We start from the raw sequence: 18,487 nt of genomic DNA, 5'->3' as shown, positions 1-18,487 counted from the left end.
TACCTGCGTGTACGGTGATCTTTATGGCGTGCACGGCGTTCGTCCTGGGCGGTGGTGGTGTGCTGGGCGCGGTGGAGGTCGGCATGCTGCGTGCCCTGGCCCGCGCCGACATCACGCCCGATCTGATCGTCGCCACCTCCATCGGGGCCATCAACGGCGCGATGGTCGCCGCCGATCCCACCCCGGCCGTCACCGACCAGCTGGTACGCCTCTGGGCGGCGCCCGAGATGGGGGAGGTCTACGGGGAGTCCATCCCGCGGCAACTGCGCCGGTTCGCCACGCGTACGCACCTGCACTCGCCGCTGCCGTTGCGGCGGCTGTTGGAGAAGGCGTTGCCGGGCAAGTTCGAGGATCTGGGCATACCGCTGCATCTGGGCTCGGTGTGCGTCGAGCGAGCCGCCGAGTCCTGGTTCTCGACCGGCCCGCTGCTGCCGGCGGTGATGGCGGCGGCCGCCGTCCCTGGGCTGCTGCCGCCGGTGGATCTCGACGGGGAGCACTACGTCGACGGCGGCATCGTGAACTCGCTGCCGATCGCGCGGGCGGTCGAGCTGGGCGCGCAGGACATCTACGCCCTGCACGTGGGCCGGTTGGACAAGCCGCTCTCGCCGCCACAGCGGCCGTGGGAGGTCGCGCAGACCGCAATGGAGATCGGCCGGCGGGCCCGGCTGGCGCGGGATCTGGCGTCGTTGCCGGAAGGGGTCTCGGTGCACGTCCTGCCGGTGGGGGAGGGCAACGACCGGGACGACAACCCGTGGGCGTACCGGGACGCGGCGGGCCTGCGCCGACGGGTCAGTGCCGCGTATGCGGCGAGCCGGGACTACCTCGCCGCGCAGCGGGACGGGGTCAGAAACCCTCCTCGATGACGTGGTACGCCGGGTCGTCGTCGGCCGCCTTGGCCGCCTTCCCGGCCTGCCAGGCGATGTAGAGCTGCACCAGCCCGATGATGATCAGCCAGATCGCGGTGATCCAGACCAGGACGATCAGGGTGATGCCGGGCCAGAACAGCACGACGACACCGAGCGCCACGTTGATCAGGCCGAGCAGGATCGCGCCGATCTTGGCGCCCCGACCGCGGACGCGGGTGAACCCGGAGATGATCTCCGAGACGCCGCTGAAGATCCAGATGAGGCCGATCAGCAGCGCGATGAACTTCAGTGAAGCGTGCAGGTTGGCCAGCACGACGATGCCGGCGATGACGTAGATCGCCCCGGCGAGGGCGCTGAACCCGCGACTGGCTCCGCCGAGCTCCCGGCCGGTGAGCGCGTCGGCGAGCCGCACGATGCCCAGGATCACGAGCCAGATGCCCAGCAGGGCGGCCAGGACCAGCAGGGTCCGGTCGGGCCAGATGAGCAACACGATGCCGAGCAGGATGGCGACCACGCCGCCGATCAGGCTCATCTGCCGCCAGGTGGACAGGATCGCGCTGCGCTCGTTCATAAGGCGAAGATATATCGCTGAATTCCCGCTAAGTGGACATTCTGCGGTATTTACGATTCCGGGATGGAGTCGGTCGAGTTCGTCGTTCTGGAGTTCGCCGATCCCCAGCCCGGCGGGGACTTCACCGCCCGGCTGCGCCGGATCGCGGCCGAGCAGGGATTCCGGGTCGTGGACGTGCTCGTCGTGGCGAAGGCGATCACCGGGGAGGTCACCCTGCTGGAAGAGCCCGGCGCCGAACTGATCCGCGATGTCGACGTGGATGACGTGGTCGCCGATGTGGTGCCGGGCACGAGCGCCGCGCTGCTGTTGCTCGCCCACTCCTGGCGGGTCGGTACGCGTACCGCGCTGCGCGAAGCGGGCGGCCGCGTCGTGCTGGCCGAACGGTTGCCCGCCTCGGCCGCCGGCCGTCTCGTCAGCGGCGCGTGAAAGCCCGCCGGTACGCCGACGGCGATGTCCGCATCGACCGGGCGAAGTGGTGCCGGAAGGTCACCAGACTGTCGAAACCGACCGCCACCGAGACCTGCTCGATCGGGGCGTCGCCGGCCTCCAGCAGGGGCAGGCTGGCCTGCACCCGCCGGTCGATCAGCCACCGGATCGGGCTGGTGCCGGTCTGACGGGCGAAGTTGCGCAGGAAGCTGCGCTCAGACATGTGGGCCTGCTGCGCCATCGTGCCGACCGTGATCGGCTCGGCCAGGTGGTCCAGCGTCCAGGTCATCGCGCGGGCGATCCCGTCGTCGTCGGTCACGTCGCGTACGCCGACCTCGATGAACTGGGCCTGGCCGCCGTCGCGGTGCGGCGGGAGCACCAGTCGCCGGGCGACCGTGTTGGCGACGGCCGCCCCATGATCGCGCCGGACGATGTGCAGCAGCAGATCCAGTCCGGCGGCGCTGCCTGCGCTGGTCAGCACCGGTCCGTTGTCCACATAGAGCACGTCCGGCGTCACGTCGACCTCCGGATACCGCTCCGCCAGGAGCCCGGCGTACCGCCAATGGGTGGTGGCCTGCCGTCCGTCCAGCAGACCGGCCCCGGCCAGGGCGAACGCACCCGAGCAGATCGACACCAGCCGGGCGCCCCGTGCGTACGCCGCCCGCAGGGCACTGGTCAGCGCGGGAGACGGCTCTGCGCGTACATCTGGAACACCCGGAATGATCACGGTGTCGGCAGCCGCCAGCGTGGCGAGACCATGCGCGGCCACGATGCTGAAACCCCCCACGACCGGGAGCGGAGCCGCGTGCTCGGCGCAGACGGACAGCTCGTACCAGTCGATGTCGAGTTCGGGGCGCGGCAGGCCGAAGACCTCGACCACGCAGCTCAACTCGAACGGAGCCATGCCGGCGAAGGCCAGGACGGCCACCTGGTGCCGGGGGCGGTCGTCGGGCGGGGCCACCTCGATCAGCATGCGATCACCCTCCGGATGCTCATGGCGGAATGTTAGCGGACAGCGGCGATACCGCCACTTCTGGTCCGCGAAGATCATCGGCAGGATTCTCGGCATGAGTGCAGTGCTGAACACCCCGCCCGCCGCCCCCGACGTCGCCGCCGCCCACTTCGCCGCCCGCCTGACCTTCGAGGCCGACGTCTCCGACGTCCACGCCGACCTGACGCTGGGCACGTTCGTGCTGGTGGACTCGCGCTCGATCGACGCCTGGGAGCAGGGGCACATCCCGGGCGCGGTGCACCTGCCGACCGCGTCCATCGCGACGCAGGCGGAGGGCCTGATCGACCGGGACAAGGTCGTCGTGACCTACTGCTGGGGACCGGGCTGCAACGGCGCCACCCGGGCCGCGCTCGCCTTCGCCCGGCTCGGCTACCGGGTCAAGGAGATGATCGGCGGGTACGAGTACTGGGTGCGGGAGGGGTTCGACACCGAGTCGCTCCTCGGCCGGCAGACCAACGGCATCGACCCGCTCACCGCGCCCGTGACCGGCGTTTCCTGCGCCTGCTGAGTACCTCGGGAAAAGCTGAACGCGCATCGCGAATGAGCTGTTTCGCTCAAGACCCGAGTACGCCGATGTTGCGACCATCGCTGGCATGACGTCCTATCCGTGCCCGGCCTGCCTGACCGAAGCCTCGCTGGAGTCCGGCTGCCCCGGCTGCGGCCGACCGCCGGACCCGGTGGCGGCCGAGGTCATCCAGCTCGACGCGCAGATCGTGGAGCTGACCGGCCAGGCCGAGCGCGCCCGGCTGGCGTACGCCGACGTGTCGACCCAGCTTCAGGTGGCCCGGCAGCGGCGGGCTCGGCTCGCGGCCCAGGTCTGGGCCTCGGCCCGGCCCGCCCCGGTCCCGGCGCGACCGGCCGGGCCGGTGGCTGTGCCTTCCGGTGTGGGGCCTTCGGGTGTGGGGCCTTCGGGTATCGGGCCTTCGGGCGTCGGGCCTTCGGGTGTGCCTTCCGGGATCGCGCCGGAGACGTCGACCCAGACGGTCAAGAACATCCTTTTCGTCCTGGGCGGGATCCTGATCGGCATCGCGGCGATCGTGTTCACCGCGTTCGCCTGGGGCACCTTCGGCATGGCGGGCAAGGCGGCCATCCTCGCCGTCTTCACCGGCGTCGCGCTGGCCGTCCCGCTGCTCGCCCAGCGCCGGGGCCTGCGGGGCACCGCCGAGACCTTCGCCGCGATCGGGTTGCTACTGGTCGTCCTCGACGGCTACTCGGTCTGGAACGTCAACCTCCTCGACGTCCACGACTACTTCTCCGGCTGGACCTACACCGGGCTGGTCGCCGCGGCGACCGCCTCGATCTCGCTCGGCTACGCCGGGATCACCCGGCTCGCCGGTCCGGCCGTCGGCGGCCTCATCTTGGCCCAGCCCGCGCTTCCGTTGCTCTTCGTCGACGTGGCCGCTGGGCGTACGGGGGGATTCGCGCTGGTCTTCGCGACGGTCGCGGTGGGCAACCTGCTGGCCGTGGGCAGTCTGCGGCGGTTCGCGGGTCGCTCGCTCGCCGTGGTCCTCCAGGTCCTCGCCTGGATCGGGTACGCCGTCAGCCTGTTGCTGGCGCACGCCTTCGCGTTCGTCCGGCTCGCCGTCGACTCCCCGATCGGTTCTGTCCTCGCCGGAGCGGCGTTGCTGCTCCTCGTCGGGGCCGTCGCGGTGGCCGCCGGACCGGTGGCGCGCCTGCGCCCGCTGACCGTCGCCGGGGTCGCCTGGTTCGTCGTGCTCGCCCTGATCGCTCAGGCTCGCGTCGTCGCCGTCGTCGACTCCGGCCGGATTCTGCTGTGGACTTCGGTGTGCGTGCTGGTGCTGGCGGCGGCCGCTCACCTGGTCCGGTTGGTGTCCCGGGCGGCGGCGTTGGGGGTGGTCATCGGCGCTGCGACCGGCGGGGGCGTGGCCGCCCTGTTCGCCGTCACCTTCGCGGCGTGGACCGGGCTGGTGTCGCTCGGCGTCGAGGCTCGGCCGGGCGCGTACGACTGGGCGCTGCCGGTGACGGTCGCGCTGCTCACAGCGGCGGCGGTCGTTGCGATTCTGCCGCGGTTCTCCATCGCCACCGCGATCGCAGCGGCCGGCGTGGTGCCGCTGGCGCTCGCCGCCCCAGGCCGCCCGCCGGTCACCGACTGGCTGCCGCCCGTCGTCGACCTCACGGCCGTCGCGGTGCTGCTCGCGCTCATCCTCGCTCGGCGTCACCTCGCGACCCGGATCGTCGCCGCTGTCGGCGCCTTCGGACTGTCGGCACATGCGGTGCTCAGTTCGCTGGGGCAACCGGCGCAGACGGCGTGGACCTTGGGCGCCGTGCTCGTGCTGGCGCTCGCCGCCGCGATCGTGGCCCGGCCCGGTGACCGTCCCCCGGGAGCGGTGGCCCTCGCGACGGCTCCGCCGCTGCTCGTCCTCCTCGCCGCCGCGGTCGCGAACGCGTCCGGCGCCACCGACGCCACCGTGCTCCACGCCGCCGCGCTCGCCGCCCTCGTCCTGCCCGGCTTCGTCTGGCTGCTGCGCCGCGTCGACGCGTACGCGATCGTGCTGTCGTGGGCCGTCTTCGGGACGGTCCTGGCGACCGTCCTCGGTGCGGTGGTCGCCGTCTCCGACGACGGGTGGAGCAAGTCGCTGTACGTCTCCTTCGGTTTGCTGGCGCTCGCGCTGCTGCCCCGTGTCTCCGCCGCCGCTCCCGCTCCCGCTGCTCCCGCTCCGGCCGCCGATGATTCCCACCAGATCAGGGATCTCGGTCGAATCATGGTCCAAGATTCGACCGAGATCCCTGATCCAGCGCCTACGGAGGCGCAGGCGCGCGGAGCGGTGTGGGGAGCGACACGGGGAGTCACCGTCGAGCGCATCGCCGGCTGGGCGGTGCTGGCGTTGGCGTTGCTCCTGGCCCGGCCGCCGTTGGGCGTACTCGTCGAGTCGTATGGCTGGCTCGGGGAGGGTTGGGCGTCGACGCCCACCGGCTCCGGTCTCGCCCCCGCTGGCGGGACCGTCGTCACGGGCGGCGACGTGCTCGCCTTCGCGGTGCTCGCGTTCGCGCTCGGGCTGCAGCTCGGGTTCCGGGCGGCGGTGTCGGCCGCCCCGATCCCGGCCGTCCTCGCGCTCGTCTGGCTCGACGTACGCTGGCCGGGCGTACCGCTGATCATGCTGCTCGCCGGTTTGGCCCGGCTCGTGTGGACCGGACTGGCGAGACGCCTGCGCCCGGTCGACGGCCTCATCGGTGCGTACGCCGCGGTCATCGCGGGTTCGGGGCTGGCCGGGTTGTCCGCCGCGAGCTGGTCGTCGATTCTCGGCCTGTCCCTGGTGACGGCCGCCTTCGGCGCGATCGGCGTACGCGGCGGCGTGTCCGGGGTCCGCTGGGTCGCCTGGCCGCTCGCCGGGATCGCCTGGACCGGGCTTGCCGCCGTCAGTGCGAACGCGGCGCATCTGCCGCCGCGCCCGACCGGGTTGGTGGTTCTGGCCGCGGCCGCTGTGCTGGTCGCGGCCAGCTACCTGCCGGGCAGTCGGGAAGCCCGGGCGCTGGAACCGCTGGCCCACACGGTCGCCGCTTTCCTGCTGCTGTCGGCGTACACCCTGCCGAGTCCGGCGATCCACGTCGCGAAGGTCTACCTCGGGTGGGGGCTCGTCGTCGGGGTGACCGCCGCCGTCCGGCGCGATCGATGGCGTGGGGCGGCGGCCGCTGCGCTCGAACTTCTCGCGCTCTGGTCGCTGCTCTGGGCGTACGACATCAAGGCGGTGGAGGCCTATTCGCTGCCACTCGCGCTGGTCGCGGTGGCTGTGGGCCTGCTAGCGACGCGCCGTGACCCGAGTCTGTCGAGCTGGCTCGGGTACGGCCCGGCGCTGGCGGCCGGGTTCGGGCCCAGCCTGCTGGCGGTGTTGCCGGGGGAGGGCGACCCGGTGCGGCGGCTGGCGCTCGGCGTGGCCGGGCTGGTCGTGGTGCTCGTGGGGGCGATCCGGCGGCGGCAGGCGCCGGTCGTGGTCGGCGGCGGCGTGCTGGTCGTCCTCGCCTTGCACGAGCTGACCCTGTACTGGACTCGGCTGCCGCTCTGGTTGCCGATCGGGGTGGGCGGCGCCATCTTGCTGACGCTGGCGATCACCTACGAACGGCGGCTCCGGGATCTTCGGGCGCTTCGCCTGAAGCTGGCATCATTCCGATGAAAAGTCTGCAAAATGAATGTCATGGACTTCTGGGATACGTTTTGGCTTTTGCTGATCTTCATCCCGCTCCTGCTGGTCTGGGGCTTCGCGCTGGTGGACATCTTCCGGCGCGACGACCTGGCGGGCTGGCTGAAGGCACTGTGGGTGGTCGTGGTGGTCATCGCGCCGTTCTTCGGCACCCTGATCTACCTGATCTTCCGCCCGCCCGGCGCGACGCCCGACGAGCGCCGGGCGATGGACCAGGCGAGCCGGGACTTCGTCGAGAAGTACGCCCCGACCGACTCGACCCAGCAGCTCGCCCTGCTGTCGGACCTGCACGACCGGGGCAAACTGAACGACGAGGAGTTCGCCGCCGAGAAGACCCGTGTGCTGGCGCACGACCCGAAATACCAAGGGCAGCACCAGTCGGCCTCTTCTTGACAAGTACCGCATCTGGCCGCTGCTCGCGCTGGCCAGTAGGGTTCCAGCATGCGGTTTGAGGTAAGCCACGTCCTGGACGCGATCGAGCGCCGCCTCACCACCGAGCCGGCGCTCGCCCGAGGCGTGCTGGACCTGGCGGAAATCGTCCGCTACGTGGATCTCGACGGCGGCCGCCCGGCGACCCTGCTCCGGCTGGGCATGGTGGTCGACGCGCTGACCCGTCACCTCGCCGAGGAAGGCGTCCAGGTCTACTGCGTGGTCGACAAGCAGATGCTCTCCGACCTCGATCAGCCCTCGAGCGAGCGGATGGTCATCCGGCGCTGGGCCGACGACGGGCACGTGGAGGTCGTGCAAGGCGCGCAGATGCGGGTCCGTGAGCTCAACGAGGTCGCGGGTCTGCCGATCATCTCCCGCAACCTGCCCGGATTCGCCGCGCTGCCCGGGGCCGGCGGCGCCGTCATCACGGTTCGCGGCCCGGTCCCGACCGCCCCGTCCGACCTGGGCCGCCGCCTGATGTCCCGGCGTTGGCGCTGCCCCGACCCCGAGTGCGCGCTGTTCGCGGGCATGCGCGTGGCCGTGGGCCAGCCGCTGCCCAAGCTCCGGGGCAACCCTCTCTGCCCGCGCCACGACCTGCCGCTGGCCGACACCGGGCCCGCGCCGGCTCAGGACGTCCTGGCGGTACGCGTGAACGGCGTGATCAAGCAACGTTTCCTGGTGACCGGGGCCGGACCGGTGACGGTCGGGCGCGCCCCCGAGGGCAACTGGGACAGCGACAGCCGGTCGATCGTCCTCGGCCCGTGGCTGGACGAAGGCGGCGTCAAGGCGGTCAGCCGCAACCACCTCGTGGTGGCGTTCGACCACTCGGGGCTGTCGGTCAAGGACGTCAGCATGAACGGGGCCTGGGTCTACCCGGGCGGCGACAAGATCGCGCCACGGCAGCCCCGGCCGCTGGGGCCGGCCGAATACATCGAGCTGTACCCGGGCGTGGAGATCGGGCGGCCGGGCAGCCTGGCCGGCAGCAACGGCGCCGTCGGCTCCGTCCTGGTCGACGCCCCGACGATGTCCTTCCGCCTCCCCCCGTCCTGACCCCGTCCTCCCCGCGCCGCCTGGCCCGGTCCGGCCACCAGCTGATGCCCCGGGTGCACAGCGAAATGTAGGGAGCCCGTATCCAGGCTCCCTACATTTCGTCTACACGATCATGACGGGGCGACGACGGAGTGGAACTGCTCCAGCGCCCAGTCGACCTCGTCGGCCGTGATGGTCAGCGGCGGCGCGAGCCGGATCGTCGAGCCGTGCGTGTCCTTGGCGAGGACGCCGCGCTCCATCAGCTGCACCGAAGCCTGCCGCCCGGTCATCAGCGCGGGATCGATGTCGACGCCGGCCCACAGACCGCGGCCGCGTACTTCGGTGACTCCGTCGCCGATGAGCTTGGCGAGCCCGGTGTGCAACCGCTCGCCCAGCTCGCGGCTGCGCTCCTGGAACTCCCCGGTACGCAGCAGGTCGATCACGGCGATGCCGACCGCACAGGCCAGCGGGTTTCCGCCGAAGGTGGATCCGTGCTCGCCCGGCTTGAGGACGCCGAGGATGTCCTGGTTCGCCGCGACCGCGCTGACCGGGACGATGCCGCCGCCCAGCGCCTTGCCCATGACGTACATGTCGGGCACGACGGCTTCGGCGTCGCAGGCGAAGGTGTCCCCGGTACGCCCGAGGCCGCTCTGGATCTCGTCGGCGAGCATCAGGACGTTGTGCCGCGAGCACAGCTCCCGGACGCCCGGCAGGAAGCCGGCCGGGGGCACGAGGACCCCGGCCTCGCCCTGGATCGGCTCGACGAGGACGCCGACGGTGTTCTCGTCGATCGCCGCCTCCAGCGCCGCGAGGTCGCCGTACGGGACGAGCTGGAAGCCGGGCGTGTAGGGGCCGAAGTCGTCGCGGGCGTCGGGGTCGGTCGAGAACGACACGATCGTCGTGGTGCGCCCGTGGAAGTTGCCCTCCATCGCGATGATCTTCGCCTGCCCCGGGCGTACGCCCTTGGCCAGGTAACCCCACTTGCGGGCGACCTTGATCGCGGTCTCCACCGCCTCCGCGCCGGTGTTCATCGGCAGGATCAGGTCCTTGCCGGTGAGGTCGGTCAGTTTCTGGCAGAACTCGGCGAACTGGTCGTGGATGAACGCCCGGCTCGTCAGCGTGACGCGGTCGAGCTGGGCGTGCGCGGCGGCGATCAGCGACGGATGCCGGTGGCCGAAGTTCAGCGCGGAGTAGCCCGCCAGGCAGTCGAGGTAGCGCTTGCCGTCGACGTCGGTCACCCAGGCGCCCTCGGCGTCGGCGATCACGACGGGCAGCGGGTGGTAGTTGTGCGCGGTCCAGCGCTCGGCCGCGGCGACGGCTTCCGGGGTCTTGCTCATGAACGCAGCTCCAGGGTGCAGCACTTGGGGCCGCCGCCGGCGAGCCGCAGCTCGCTGACGTCGACACCGATGGTCTTGTATCCAGCCTGCTGCAGAGCGGCGGTAAGTGCCACCGCCTGCACCGGGAGGACGACGGTTTCGCCGTCGCTGACCGCGTTGAGGCCGAGCACCTCGGCATCGGCGACGGTCGCGATGACGGCGTTCGGGAACAGCTGACGGAGCACGGCCTGGCTGCCCGGCGAGAACGCCTCGGGCAGGTACGCCACGTTCACCGGCTTGCCGTCATCTCCGTGCGACAGCACCGCGAGAGCGGTGTCGAGGTGGTAGAACCGCGCGTCGACGAGCTGCAGCGTGATGACGGGACGGCCGAACAGCTCCTGCACCTCCGCGTGGGCGGCGTGCGAGGTGCGGAACCCGGTCCCGGCCAGGATGTAGTCGCCGGCGAGCAGGATGTCGCCTTCGCCCTCGTTGATCGCCTTCGCCTCGGTGACCTCGAAGCCCGCGCCCCGGAACCAGTCGGCGTACGCCGGGCCCTCGTCGGCGCGCTCGGCGTCACGGAACTGCACGGCCAGCGCCTTGCCGTCGACGACGGTGCCGCCGTTGGCCGCGAACACCATGTCGGGCAGTCCGGGCAGCGGGTCGATCTCCTCGATCTGGTGGCCGAGGCTCTCGTAGACCCGCTTCAGCTCGGTCCACTGCGAGATCGCCAGGGCGGTGTCATAGGGGGCCGCCGGGTCCATCCAGGGATTGATCCGGTAGGTGACCGCGAAGTGGGTCGGTCGGCACATCAGATAACGGCGTGTCGGCATGCGAACCAAGGTAGGCCGGGTGAGCAGCGCAAACCAGGCGCGAAGGTTGCGTACGGCGCAACAACGTTGCGCACTTCGCACTGGACGCGGCGATTCGTAAACCTTAGAGCGAGTCCTGCCGGGGGTGTACGACCTGCCGGATGATCAGCTGGATGGCGGCGTACCCGGGGACGGAGATGAACACGCCCATGACGCCGAACATCGCGAACCCGATGAGGACCGAGACGATCGCCGCGAGGTTGGAGATCTGCACCGCCTGCCGCATGACCCGGGGATAGATCAGCCAGTTCTCGAGCTGCTGGTAGACGACGAAGAAGATGATCGTGGCGACCGCGATGCCGAGGCCCCGGGACCCGAACGCGACCAGGGTGACGACCGTCGCGCCCAGGGTGGCCCCGATCTGCGGGATGAGGTCGCAGACCGCCACGACCAGGGCCAGCAGGAGGGCGTACGGGACGCTGACGATCCACAGGTAGATCAGTGCCGTGGTGCCGGCGACGAAGGCGATGCTCAACGATCCGACGAGGTAGCCGCCGACCTTGTCGAGGATCTGGTCGGCGATGCCCGCGACGCGGTCCCGCCGGCTCAGCGGGATCAGCTGGTACGCGCCGTCCCGGAGCCGGTCGAACCCGGCCAGGATGAAGAACATCAGGATGAAGGCCGTCACGAAGTTGAAGACCCCGGCCGCGATGGTGGTGGCCCCGCCGAGCAGCCCGCCCAGCAGCAGGCTGATGTTCGACGGGGTGATCAGCTGTTCGGCCTTCGCGATGAGGTCTTCGTTCTGGGTCAGCTCCTCGACCCGTGGATCGTTCAGGACTTGCTGGATCCAGCCCGGCACGGCGTCGATGACCGAGCCGAGCTGGCTGACCGCGACCGGGATGAGCAGGGCGAGGAAGCCGCAGCCGAGCAGCACGAACCCGATGAACAGCAGGAACACGGCGAGTCCCCGGGACATCCCCCGGCGCATCATCCATTTCACGACGGGGTTGAAGCCGATGGCGAAGAAGCCGGCCGCGGCCACGATGGTGAGCACGGTTCCGGCCGCCTGGACCAGGTTCGCCGCGACCACCACCAGCAGCAGCGCGAGTCCTATCCAGAGACCGATCTTGAACGGATGACCTGTCGCCGCCGCGGCCAGCGGTCGGGTCTGGTGAGGCGGCGGCGTCTCCGGCATACCCGTTCAACGACTAGTCGGTGACCAAGATCTGCCGACGCGCCGCGCAGCAGACTCGGCACTGTTAACCATATTTACTGTTAGGACTTTTTCCTTTAAGGTTCATCTGCGTTCGTAGTTCCATCGATCTCTGCGGGCCATTGCCGGGGGAAACGGCGCGCGGAACTGATCTAGGAGAGTCACATGTACCGACGCATCCTGGCGGTTGCCGGGGCCGCGCTGCTGGCCGGCGCCGCCGTGCTAGTCGCGTCCACCTCCGCCTCGGCCGCGAACATCCTGCCCAACCCCGGTCTGGAGAGCGGATCCCTGAGCCCGTGGTCGTGCTCGGGGAATCTCGGCTCGGTCGTCACCACGCCCGTCCACAGTGGTAGCCGGGCCCTGCAGGGCGCGGCGTCCGCCTCGGACAACGCCAAGTGCACCCAGACGGTGGCCGTCCAGGCCAACACCGCGTACACGCTGACCGCGTGGGTGCGCGGCGGCGGCGGCTACGTCTACCTCGGCGTCACCGGCGGTAACCAGGTCTGGAACCCCTCCGCCGCAAGCAACTGGGTCCAGCTGTCCGTCGCGTACACCACCGGCGCCTCGCAGACCTCCCTGCAGATCTACGTGCAGGGCTGGTACGGCACCGGCAGCTACTACGCCGACGACTTCTCGCTCGACGGCCCCGGCGGCAACCCGTCGCCGAGCCCGACGACGTCGGCCCCGCCCGGCGTACCGGGGACTCCGGGGAACCTGCACGTGACCGGCTCGACCGCGTCGAGCATCTCGCTGGCCTGGAACGCCTCGTCCGGCACCGTCACCGGGTACCGGGTCTACGAGGGCACCACGGTCCGCGCGACGGTGACCGGCACCTCCGCCACCGTCTCCGGCCTCGGCTCGTGCGCCAGCCACACGTACACCGTGGCGGCGTACAACAACTCCGGCGAGTCGGCGAAGTCGGGTTCGACCACCGGCAGCACCACCGGCTGCACGAGCACGGGTGCGATGGCCGCCCCGTACTACTACAACGGCTGGGGCAACCCGCCGTCGATCACCACCGTCATGTCGGCGACCGGGATCAAGCAGTTCACCATGGCGTTCATGCTCTCCGGTGGCGGCTGCACCCCGGCCTGGGACAGCTCCCGCCCGCTGACCGGCGGCGTCGACCAGCAGACCATCAACGCGGTCCGCGCGGCCGGCGGCGACGTCGAGATCTCCTTCGGCGGCTGGTCGGGCAACAAGCTCGGCCCGAACTGCTCCAGCGCGACCGCCCTGGCGGCGGCGTACCAGCAGGTCATCTCGGCGTACAACCTGAAGTACATCGACATCGACATCGAGAACAGCGACGAGTTCGAGAACGAGGCGGTGCAGGACCGGATCCTCGGCGCGCTGAAGATCGTCAAGCAGAACAACCCGGGCATCAAGACGATCGTCACCTTCGGTACGTCGACGACCGGCCCGACCTACTACGGCACGCGGCTGATCAACCAGGCGGCCGCGCTGGGCGCGAACATCGACGTCTTCACCATCATGCCGTTCGACTTCGGCGGCGGGGCCGACATGTACAACAACACCGTCAACGCGGCCAACGGTCTGAAGAACGCGCTCAAGACGGCGTTCGGCTGGACCGACGCCCAGGCGTACGCGCACATCGGCATCTCCGGCATGAACGGCTACTCCGACCAGTCCGAGATCACCACCACCGCGATCTGGACCAACATCCGGAACTGGGCCAACACCAACCACATCGCGCGGCTGGCGTTCTGGTCGGTCAACCGGGACCGCGGCTGTGCCGGCGGCGGCGTGCAGGAGTCCTGCTCCGGCATCGCGCAGTCCGATTGGGCGTTCACCGGCATCACGGCCGGGTTCACCGGCTGAGGCCCGGGGAGCCGGCTGACCGCGCTCCTGGCGGCTCAGCTCGAGCGCTTCCCGGCCCGCCCATCCGGGCGGCGGTGGATCGGCTCACCGGGTGAAATCTGTTTGCTGTAAAGGCGACGGCGGGTGCGGAACCGGACGACGGGACCGCTTCCGCCGTCGCCTTCTCCGTCCTCATAGGACGCACAGAGCGTACGCGAACGCAGGTGGCGCACCGCATGCGAAGTACCGCCCGATAAGCAACGGTCCGATCGGGCACACCGGGATCAGGCGTCCGGCGGCAACTGACAGGTTCCCGTCTCATCGGCCGTAACGAGTGGGCGGCAGGTGACGATGATCCCCACACCGGGGACAGGCATCGAGGGGGTGCGATGACCACGGCTTCCGTATCCGCCGCATTGCGCGACGCGTCCGCGTCGACAGCCGCGGACGAGGTGCGCCGGCTCGCCGAGCGGCGGCGCATCTATGTGCGTACCCTTGTCGCCTGCGACGCCGTGGTGATCGCGGCCGCGATCTTCGGCGGCTACCTGGCGCGGTTCTCCACCGCGAGCCCGCCGCGCATCGACGTCCCGTATGGACTGATCGGCGTGGCGCTGGGCGCCGCCTGGCTGATCTGGCTGCGGGCGGTGCGGTGCTACGACGAGCGGGTCCTCGGCTACGGCACCGACGAGTACCGCCGGGTCGCGGGCGCGAGCGCGCGGCTCGCGGGGACCGTGGCCATCCTCGGCTACATCGTCAACATCGGGGTCTCGCGCAGCTTCCTGGCCATCGCGTTCCTGATGGGCACGGTCGGGCTGATCACCGCCCGCTGGGTGGCCCGCAAGCGGCTGCACCGCGCGCGGTCCCGCGGCGCCGGCTGGTCGCACCGGGTCTTGGTGGTGGGCGACGCGGCCCACGTTCTGGAGCTGGTACGCCAATTGCGGCGTGAGCCCTATACGGGCTACCGGGTGGTCGGCGCGTGCATCCCGGACGGTCTGGTCGTTCCGCGGGCGGCTGGAGCGCCGCAGCAGCACCTCGGCGACGTGCCCGTGGTCGGCTCCTTCCGCAACATCGTGGAGGCGGCGACCGGGGCCCGGGCCGACACCATCGCGATCACCGGGTCGAACGAGCTGACCGCCTCCCGGCTGCGCCGCCTGGGCTGGCAGCTGGAGGGTTCCGGGATGGAACTCGTGGTGGCGCCGGCGCTGGTCGACGTGGCCGGGCCGCGGATTCACACCCGCCCGGTGGCCGGCCTGCCGTTGATCCACGTGGAGCAGCCCGACTTCGCCGGCGGCACCAAGATCGTGAAGAACGTGGTGGAGCGCATTCTCGCCATCGGCGGATTGCTGGCCGCCCTTCCGGTCCTCGTCATCGTGGCGATCGCCATCAAGCTCGACACCAGAGGGCCGGTGCTGTTCCGGCAGCGCCGGGTCGGCCAGCACGGCATCGAGTTCGACGTCTTCAAGTTCCGCACGATGGTCGTCGACGCCGACCAGCTGGTGGAGAAGATGTCGGGCCTCAACGAGACCAACGGCCTGCTCTTCAAGATGCGTCACGATCCACGGGTCACCCGGGTCGGCCGGATCCTCCGCAAGTACTCGCTGGACGAGTTGCCGCAGCTGGTCAACGTCGTCCGGGGCGACATGAGCCTGGTCGGGCCGCGGCCGCCGCTGCCCCGGGAGGTCGCCCAGTACGACGGGGACGTGGCGCGACGGCTGTTGGTCAAGCCGGGCATCACCGGGCTCTGGCAGGTCAGTGGGCGGTCCGACCTCTCGTGGGAGGACGGGATCCGGCTCGACCTGTACTACGTCGAGAACTGGTCGCTGACCTCCGACCTGTCGATCCTGTGGAAGACGGTCGGCGCCGTCGTCCGGTCGCGCGGTGCGTACTGACTCCTGCCGATAGTTAAACTACCGCCGGTAGTTAAGTGGGGCTACCGGCCGGTAATGTCGCGGGCAGCTTTGCTTGCGACGAGGGAGGCAGACATGCGAGTAGCGATCGTCACCGGGGCGGCCCGGGGGATCGGTGCGGCGACGGCTCAGCGGCTGGCCGCCGACGGGATGAAGGTCGCGGTCGTGGACCTGGACGAGGATTCGTGTCAGACGACCGTCGGCGAGATTCAGAAGAACGGTGGTGAAGCGGTTGCCGTCGGCGCCGACGTCAGCGACACCGACGCGGTGGCGGCGGCGGTCGACCGGGTGGCCGAGCAGCTGGGCGCGCCGACGGTGCTGGTCAACAATGCCGGGGTCATCCGGGACAACCTGCTGTTCAAGATGACCGACTCCGACTGGGACAGCGTCATCTCCGTCCACCTGCGGGGCGCGTTCCTGATGACCCGGGCGGTGCAGGCGCACATGACCCAGGCCAAATACGGCCGGATCGTGAACCTGTCGAGCACCTCGGCGCTGGGCAATCGCGGTCAGGCGAACTATGCCGCCGCGAAGGCCGGCCTCCAGGGCTTCACCAAGACGCTGGCGATCGAACTCGGCCCGTTCGGCGTCACCGCGAACGCCGTCGCGCCGGGCTTCATCGTCACGGAGATGACGGCGGCCACCGCCGCCCGGGTCGGGGTGGACTTCGAGCAGTTCCAGGCGGCCCGGGCCGCCGAGACCCCGGTACGCCGCGTCGGCTACCCGGCCGACATCGCGCACGCGATCTCCTTCCTCGTCAGCGAGGGGGCCGGCTTCGTCACCGGCCAGGTCATCTACGTCGCCGGCGGCCCGCGCGGCTAGCGCCGTGCAGAAGAACGCGGCCCCCGACGTCGTTGTCGGGGGCCGCGTTCGCTGTGAGCGGTGGGGACCTAGAGCACCGCGGGGCGGATGTCCACGTCGGCCAGGTTCACGAACATGATCCGGTGGCCGAACTGGATCTGGACGTACATGGTCTCGCCACGGATCACCGTCCAGTCACCGGGGCTGGACCCGTCGAAGGTCACCGCGCGGTAGTACTCGCTGGGCAGGATGTTGCCCACGACGTACTTCTGCCCGGCGGCCAGGGTGTATCCGGTGAGCGGCGCGATGGCCTGCACCGGTACGCCGGCCGGGTAGGCCGCCGCCTCCGGGTACGCCCGGCCGTAGACCGGGATGGTGGCCTTGCCCGCCTTCGGGGTGACGACGAAACCGGTCGACCAGACGGCGGCCGGGTTCGACGTCGGGTTGTAGAACCAGCCCTTCTGGCCGAGGTACCAGATCGCCACCCAGTCGCCCTGCCGGTCGGCGATGGCGTACTGCTGGCCGGTCTCGACGCGCGCTCCGTGGTCGGAGATGTGCATCGTGGCGGGCTTGGTGCCGTTCAGGTAGAAGTCGGTCAGCAGCGGGGCGGCGGCGTCCGGCGCCGTACGCAGGACGACCGAGCCCGAGCCGTGCGGCGCGCAGGGCACGCCCTTCTTCACGCAGCCGGTGAACGCGGGCTGGTTGGTGGCGTAGTTCGGGTTGATGGTCACCATGCCGCCGACCGGGGTGGCGATGCCGCGGATCGGAGCCTTGAGCAGCTCCATGTAGCGCGCCCAGTCCCAGTAGGGGCCCGGGTCCCAGTGCATGCCGCCGACGTTGGCCGGGGTGATGCCGGGGACGTTGTCGTGGCCGATGATGTGCTGGCGGTCCAGCGGGATGCCCAGGCGCAGGGCCAGGTACCGGACCAGCTTCGACGAGGTGCGGTACATCGCCTCGGTGTACCAGGCGCCGTTCGCGGCGAAGCCCTCGTGCTCGAGGCCGATCGACTTCGCGTTGACGTACCAGTTACCGGCGTGCCACGCCACGTCCTTGGCCTTGACGTGCTGCGCGATGTGGCCGTCGACCGAGCGGAGCGTGTAGTTCCAGCTCACGTAGGTCGGGTCCTGCACCATGTTGATGACGCCCGGGTAGTAACCCTCGGTGTCGTGGATGACGATGTACTCGATCTTCTGCTGGGCCGGGCGGTTGCCCAGGTCGTGGTTGCCGTAGTCGTTGCCTGGCAACTCCTGGTAAGGCGCCGGGATCCACTCGCAGTCCAGGCCGACCGGGCACTCCAGGCCGTCGGGCCGCGCCAGGTGCCGCAGGCCCAGGCCGTTCAGCCACTGCCGGTTCGGCGTGGTCGCGCGGGCCGACATGGCCAGCGCCTGGCCGTCGTCGGTGGTCCGGGCCGCGCCCTCGGCCAGGGTCGCGTACACCTCGTCCGCGAAGGCAGCCGCGGCGGTGTCGTCGGTCGCGCCGCTGTAGCGGGCCACCGCGCCGTACCATTCGGCCACGTCGCTGTCCGCGCCGGTCGGGGCGTTCAACGCCCGCTGGTACGCCGAGAGCAGGGCGGCGCCGCCACGGATGTTGGCCGCGACGTCGGTCCGCAGCTCCTCCTTGGACAGGCCGGTCGCCGCAGCGGCCGCGTCCAGGGTCTGCAGGGCGGCGGGGTCGGCACCGGCCTCGGCCGGCTGCTCGATCGGGGCCTTGACCGTCGTCCGCGAGTCGTCACCGCGCGAGTCCTCGGCGGGAGCGTCGGTCGCCTCGACCTCTCGGGGGAGCGACGTCACGTACGCGGCGTCGGTCAGGTGCATCGGGCCGAACCCGGCGCTGGTGCTCGGCAGGCCGCCGTTGACGTCCCAGCGGGACTCCAGATAGGAGACGGCGAGCAGGATGTCCGCCGGTACGCCGTATTCGGCGGCGGCGTCGGTGTAGACCTGTTGTCTGGTGGAGGCCGTGGTCTCGGCGGCCGCACCCGGGGTCGCGGCGAGTCCGCTCGCGACGAGGGTGAGTGCGCTCAACGAGGCCAGCAGCCGGAAACGGCGCTGTGGGGGTTGCATCGTGCCTCCGGCGGAAGATGGAGTGATCCTCTTCGGGCCAATCTGGACCGGCCGGAGGGGAGAGTCAATCGTT

The 18,487-nt window shown here is 70.5% G+C and carries 15 protein-coding genes; 9 read left to right on the top strand and 6 right to left on the bottom strand.

Annotated features, from left to right (window positions below; genetic code table 11):
* Positions 1-23: 23 nt before the first annotated feature.
* Positions 24-863 (top strand): patatin-like phospholipase family protein, encoded by an 840-nt coding sequence (locus AB0H43_RS38225; RefSeq protein WP_360008382.1) that lies wholly within the window; start codon positions 24-26, stop codon positions 861-863.
* Here the strand turns inward: AB0H43_RS38225 and AB0H43_RS38220 are convergent.
* Positions 844-1,437 carry a DUF308 domain-containing protein gene (locus tag AB0H43_RS38220; RefSeq protein WP_360008380.1) on the bottom strand — a complete coding sequence of 198 codons (594 nt, stop codon included), beginning with the start codon at positions 1,435-1,437 and terminating at the stop codon, positions 844-846. The genes AB0H43_RS38225 and AB0H43_RS38220 overlap by 20 nt on opposite strands.
* Positions 1,438-1,500: 63 nt before the next feature.
* Between AB0H43_RS38220 and AB0H43_RS38215 the strand changes: the two genes are divergently transcribed.
* Positions 1,501-1,863: a hypothetical protein gene (locus tag AB0H43_RS38215; protein ID WP_360008377.1), complete on the top strand. Its 363-nt coding sequence runs from the start codon at positions 1,501-1,503 to the stop codon at positions 1,861-1,863.
* On the opposite strand, the gene AB0H43_RS38210 is transcribed toward AB0H43_RS38215, so the two are convergent.
* On the bottom strand, positions 1,850-2,836 hold the full coding sequence (locus AB0H43_RS38210) for a helix-turn-helix domain-containing protein (protein ID WP_360008374.1): 987 nt from the start codon (positions 2,834-2,836) through the stop codon (positions 1,850-1,852). The two genes, AB0H43_RS38215 and AB0H43_RS38210, sit on opposite strands and share 14 nt — an antisense overlap.
* A gap of 94 nt (positions 2,837-2,930) precedes the next feature.
* On the opposite strand from AB0H43_RS38210, the gene AB0H43_RS38205 reads away from it, so the two are divergent.
* The 4 genes from AB0H43_RS38205 (at position 2,931) to AB0H43_RS38190 (ending at position 8,511) form a co-directional block, all read left to right on the top strand.
* Positions 2,931-3,383: a rhodanese-like domain-containing protein gene (locus tag AB0H43_RS38205; RefSeq protein ID WP_360008373.1), complete on the top strand. Its 453-nt coding sequence runs from the start codon at positions 2,931-2,933 to the stop codon at positions 3,381-3,383.
* An 85-nt stretch (positions 3,384-3,468) separates the two neighbouring features.
* A complete protein-coding gene (locus tag AB0H43_RS38200; protein WP_360008370.1) occupies positions 3,469-7,005 on the top strand; it encodes a hypothetical protein in 3,537 nt (1,178 codons plus the stop codon).
* 21 nt (positions 7,006-7,026) lie between these two features.
* Complete coding sequence (locus AB0H43_RS38195; RefSeq protein WP_360008368.1) at positions 7,027-7,425, top strand: SHOCT domain-containing protein; 399 nt, start codon at positions 7,027-7,029, stop codon at positions 7,423-7,425.
* A 48-nt stretch (positions 7,426-7,473) separates the two neighbouring features.
* Complete coding sequence (locus AB0H43_RS38190) at positions 7,474-8,511, top strand: FHA domain-containing protein (RefSeq protein WP_360008366.1); 1,038 nt, start codon at positions 7,474-7,476, stop codon at positions 8,509-8,511.
* Positions 8,512-8,621: 110 nt separating this feature from the next.
* On the opposite strand, the gene rocD is transcribed toward AB0H43_RS38190, so the two are convergent.
* The 3 genes from rocD to AB0H43_RS38175 all read right to left on the bottom strand — a co-directional run bounded on the left by rocD (position 8,622) and on the right by AB0H43_RS38175 (position 11,810).
* A complete protein-coding gene (rocD, locus tag AB0H43_RS38185; protein ID WP_360008364.1) occupies positions 8,622-9,827 on the bottom strand; it encodes an ornithine--oxo-acid transaminase in 1,206 nt (401 codons plus the stop codon).
* Positions 9,824-10,636 (bottom strand): dimethylargininase, encoded by an 813-nt coding sequence (gene ddaH / locus AB0H43_RS38180; RefSeq protein ID WP_360008362.1) that lies wholly within the window; start codon positions 10,634-10,636, stop codon positions 9,824-9,826. The genes rocD and ddaH overlap by 4 nt, the downstream gene beginning before the upstream one ends.
* A gap of 103 nt (positions 10,637-10,739) precedes the next feature.
* Positions 10,740-11,810, bottom strand: a complete 1,071-nt coding sequence (locus AB0H43_RS38175; RefSeq protein ID WP_360008359.1) for an AI-2E family transporter — start codon at positions 11,808-11,810, stop codon at positions 10,740-10,742.
* 183 nt (positions 11,811-11,993) lie between these two features.
* On the opposite strand from AB0H43_RS38175, the gene AB0H43_RS38170 reads away from it, so the two are divergent.
* The 3 genes from AB0H43_RS38170 (at position 11,994) to fabG (ending at position 16,375) form a co-directional block, all read left to right on the top strand.
* A complete protein-coding gene (locus tag AB0H43_RS38170; protein ID WP_360008357.1) occupies positions 11,994-13,667 on the top strand; it encodes a carbohydrate binding domain-containing protein in 1,674 nt (557 codons plus the stop codon).
* Between the two features lie 368 nt (positions 13,668-14,035).
* Entirely contained in the window at positions 14,036-15,535 is a 1,500-nt protein-coding gene (locus AB0H43_RS38165) for a sugar transferase (RefSeq protein WP_360008355.1), read from the top strand.
* Between the two features lie 54 nt (positions 15,536-15,589).
* Positions 15,590-16,375 (top strand): 3-oxoacyl-ACP reductase FabG, encoded by a 786-nt coding sequence (fabG, locus tag AB0H43_RS38160; protein ID WP_360008353.1) that lies wholly within the window; start codon positions 15,590-15,592, stop codon positions 16,373-16,375.
* A gap of 68 nt (positions 16,376-16,443) precedes the next feature.
* Here fabG and AB0H43_RS38155 read toward each other — a convergent pair whose 3' ends face one another.
* Entirely contained in the window at positions 16,444-18,414 is a 1,971-nt protein-coding gene (locus AB0H43_RS38155; protein ID WP_360008350.1) for a peptidoglycan recognition family protein, read from the bottom strand.
* Between the last annotated feature and the right edge of the window lie 73 nt (positions 18,415-18,487).

Origin of the sequence: Hamadaea sp. NPDC050747 (assembly GCF_040654195.1) — a bacterium.
Taxonomy (GTDB): domain Bacteria; phylum Actinomycetota; class Actinomycetes; order Mycobacteriales; family Micromonosporaceae; genus Hamadaea.
Note: the sequence above shows the minus strand (reverse complement) of the source record. Positions and strands in the feature narration are given on the sequence as shown.

Bases quoted from the DNA above. Each gene is read 5' to 3' on its own strand.
- AB0H43_RS38215 (WP_360008377.1), top strand. From the start codon at position 1,501: ATGGAGTCGGTCGAGTTCGTCGTTCTGGAGTTCGCCGATCCCCAGCCC.
- AB0H43_RS38195 (WP_360008368.1), top strand. From the start codon at position 7,027: ATGGACTTCTGGGATACGTTTTGGCTTTTGCTGATCTTCATCCCGCTC.
- rocD (WP_360008364.1), bottom strand. From the start codon at position 9,827: ATGAGCAAGACCCCGGAAGCCGTCGCCGCGGCCGAGCGCTGGACCGCG.
- AB0H43_RS38175 (WP_360008359.1), bottom strand. From the start codon at position 11,810: ATGCCGGAGACGCCGCCGCCTCACCAGACCCGACCGCTGGCCGCGGCG.
- AB0H43_RS38155 (WP_360008350.1), bottom strand. From the start codon at position 18,414: ATGCAACCCCCACAGCGCCGTTTCCGGCTGCTGGCCTCGTTGAGCGCA.
- AB0H43_RS38170 (WP_360008357.1), top strand. From the start codon at position 11,994: ATGTACCGACGCATCCTGGCGGTTGCCGGGGCCGCGCTGCTGGCCGGC.
- ddaH (WP_360008362.1), bottom strand. From the start codon at position 10,636: ATGCCGACACGCCGTTATCTGATGTGCCGACCGACCCACTTCGCGGTC.
- fabG (WP_360008353.1), top strand. From the start codon at position 15,590: ATGTCGCGGGCAGCTTTGCTTGCGACGAGGGAGGCAGACATGCGAGTA.
- AB0H43_RS38200 (WP_360008370.1), top strand. From the start codon at position 3,469: ATGACGTCCTATCCGTGCCCGGCCTGCCTGACCGAAGCCTCGCTGGAG.
- AB0H43_RS38220 (WP_360008380.1), bottom strand. From the start codon at position 1,437: ATGAACGAGCGCAGCGCGATCCTGTCCACCTGGCGGCAGATGAGCCTG.
- AB0H43_RS38205 (WP_360008373.1), top strand. From the start codon at position 2,931: ATGAGTGCAGTGCTGAACACCCCGCCCGCCGCCCCCGACGTCGCCGCC.
- AB0H43_RS38210 (WP_360008374.1), bottom strand. From the start codon at position 2,836: ATGCTGATCGAGGTGGCCCCGCCCGACGACCGCCCCCGGCACCAGGTG.
- AB0H43_RS38190 (WP_360008366.1), top strand. From the start codon at position 7,474: ATGCGGTTTGAGGTAAGCCACGTCCTGGACGCGATCGAGCGCCGCCTC.
- AB0H43_RS38165 (WP_360008355.1), top strand. From the start codon at position 14,036: ATGACCACGGCTTCCGTATCCGCCGCATTGCGCGACGCGTCCGCGTCG.
- AB0H43_RS38225 (WP_360008382.1), top strand. From the start codon at position 24: ATGGCGTGCACGGCGTTCGTCCTGGGCGGTGGTGGTGTGCTGGGCGCG.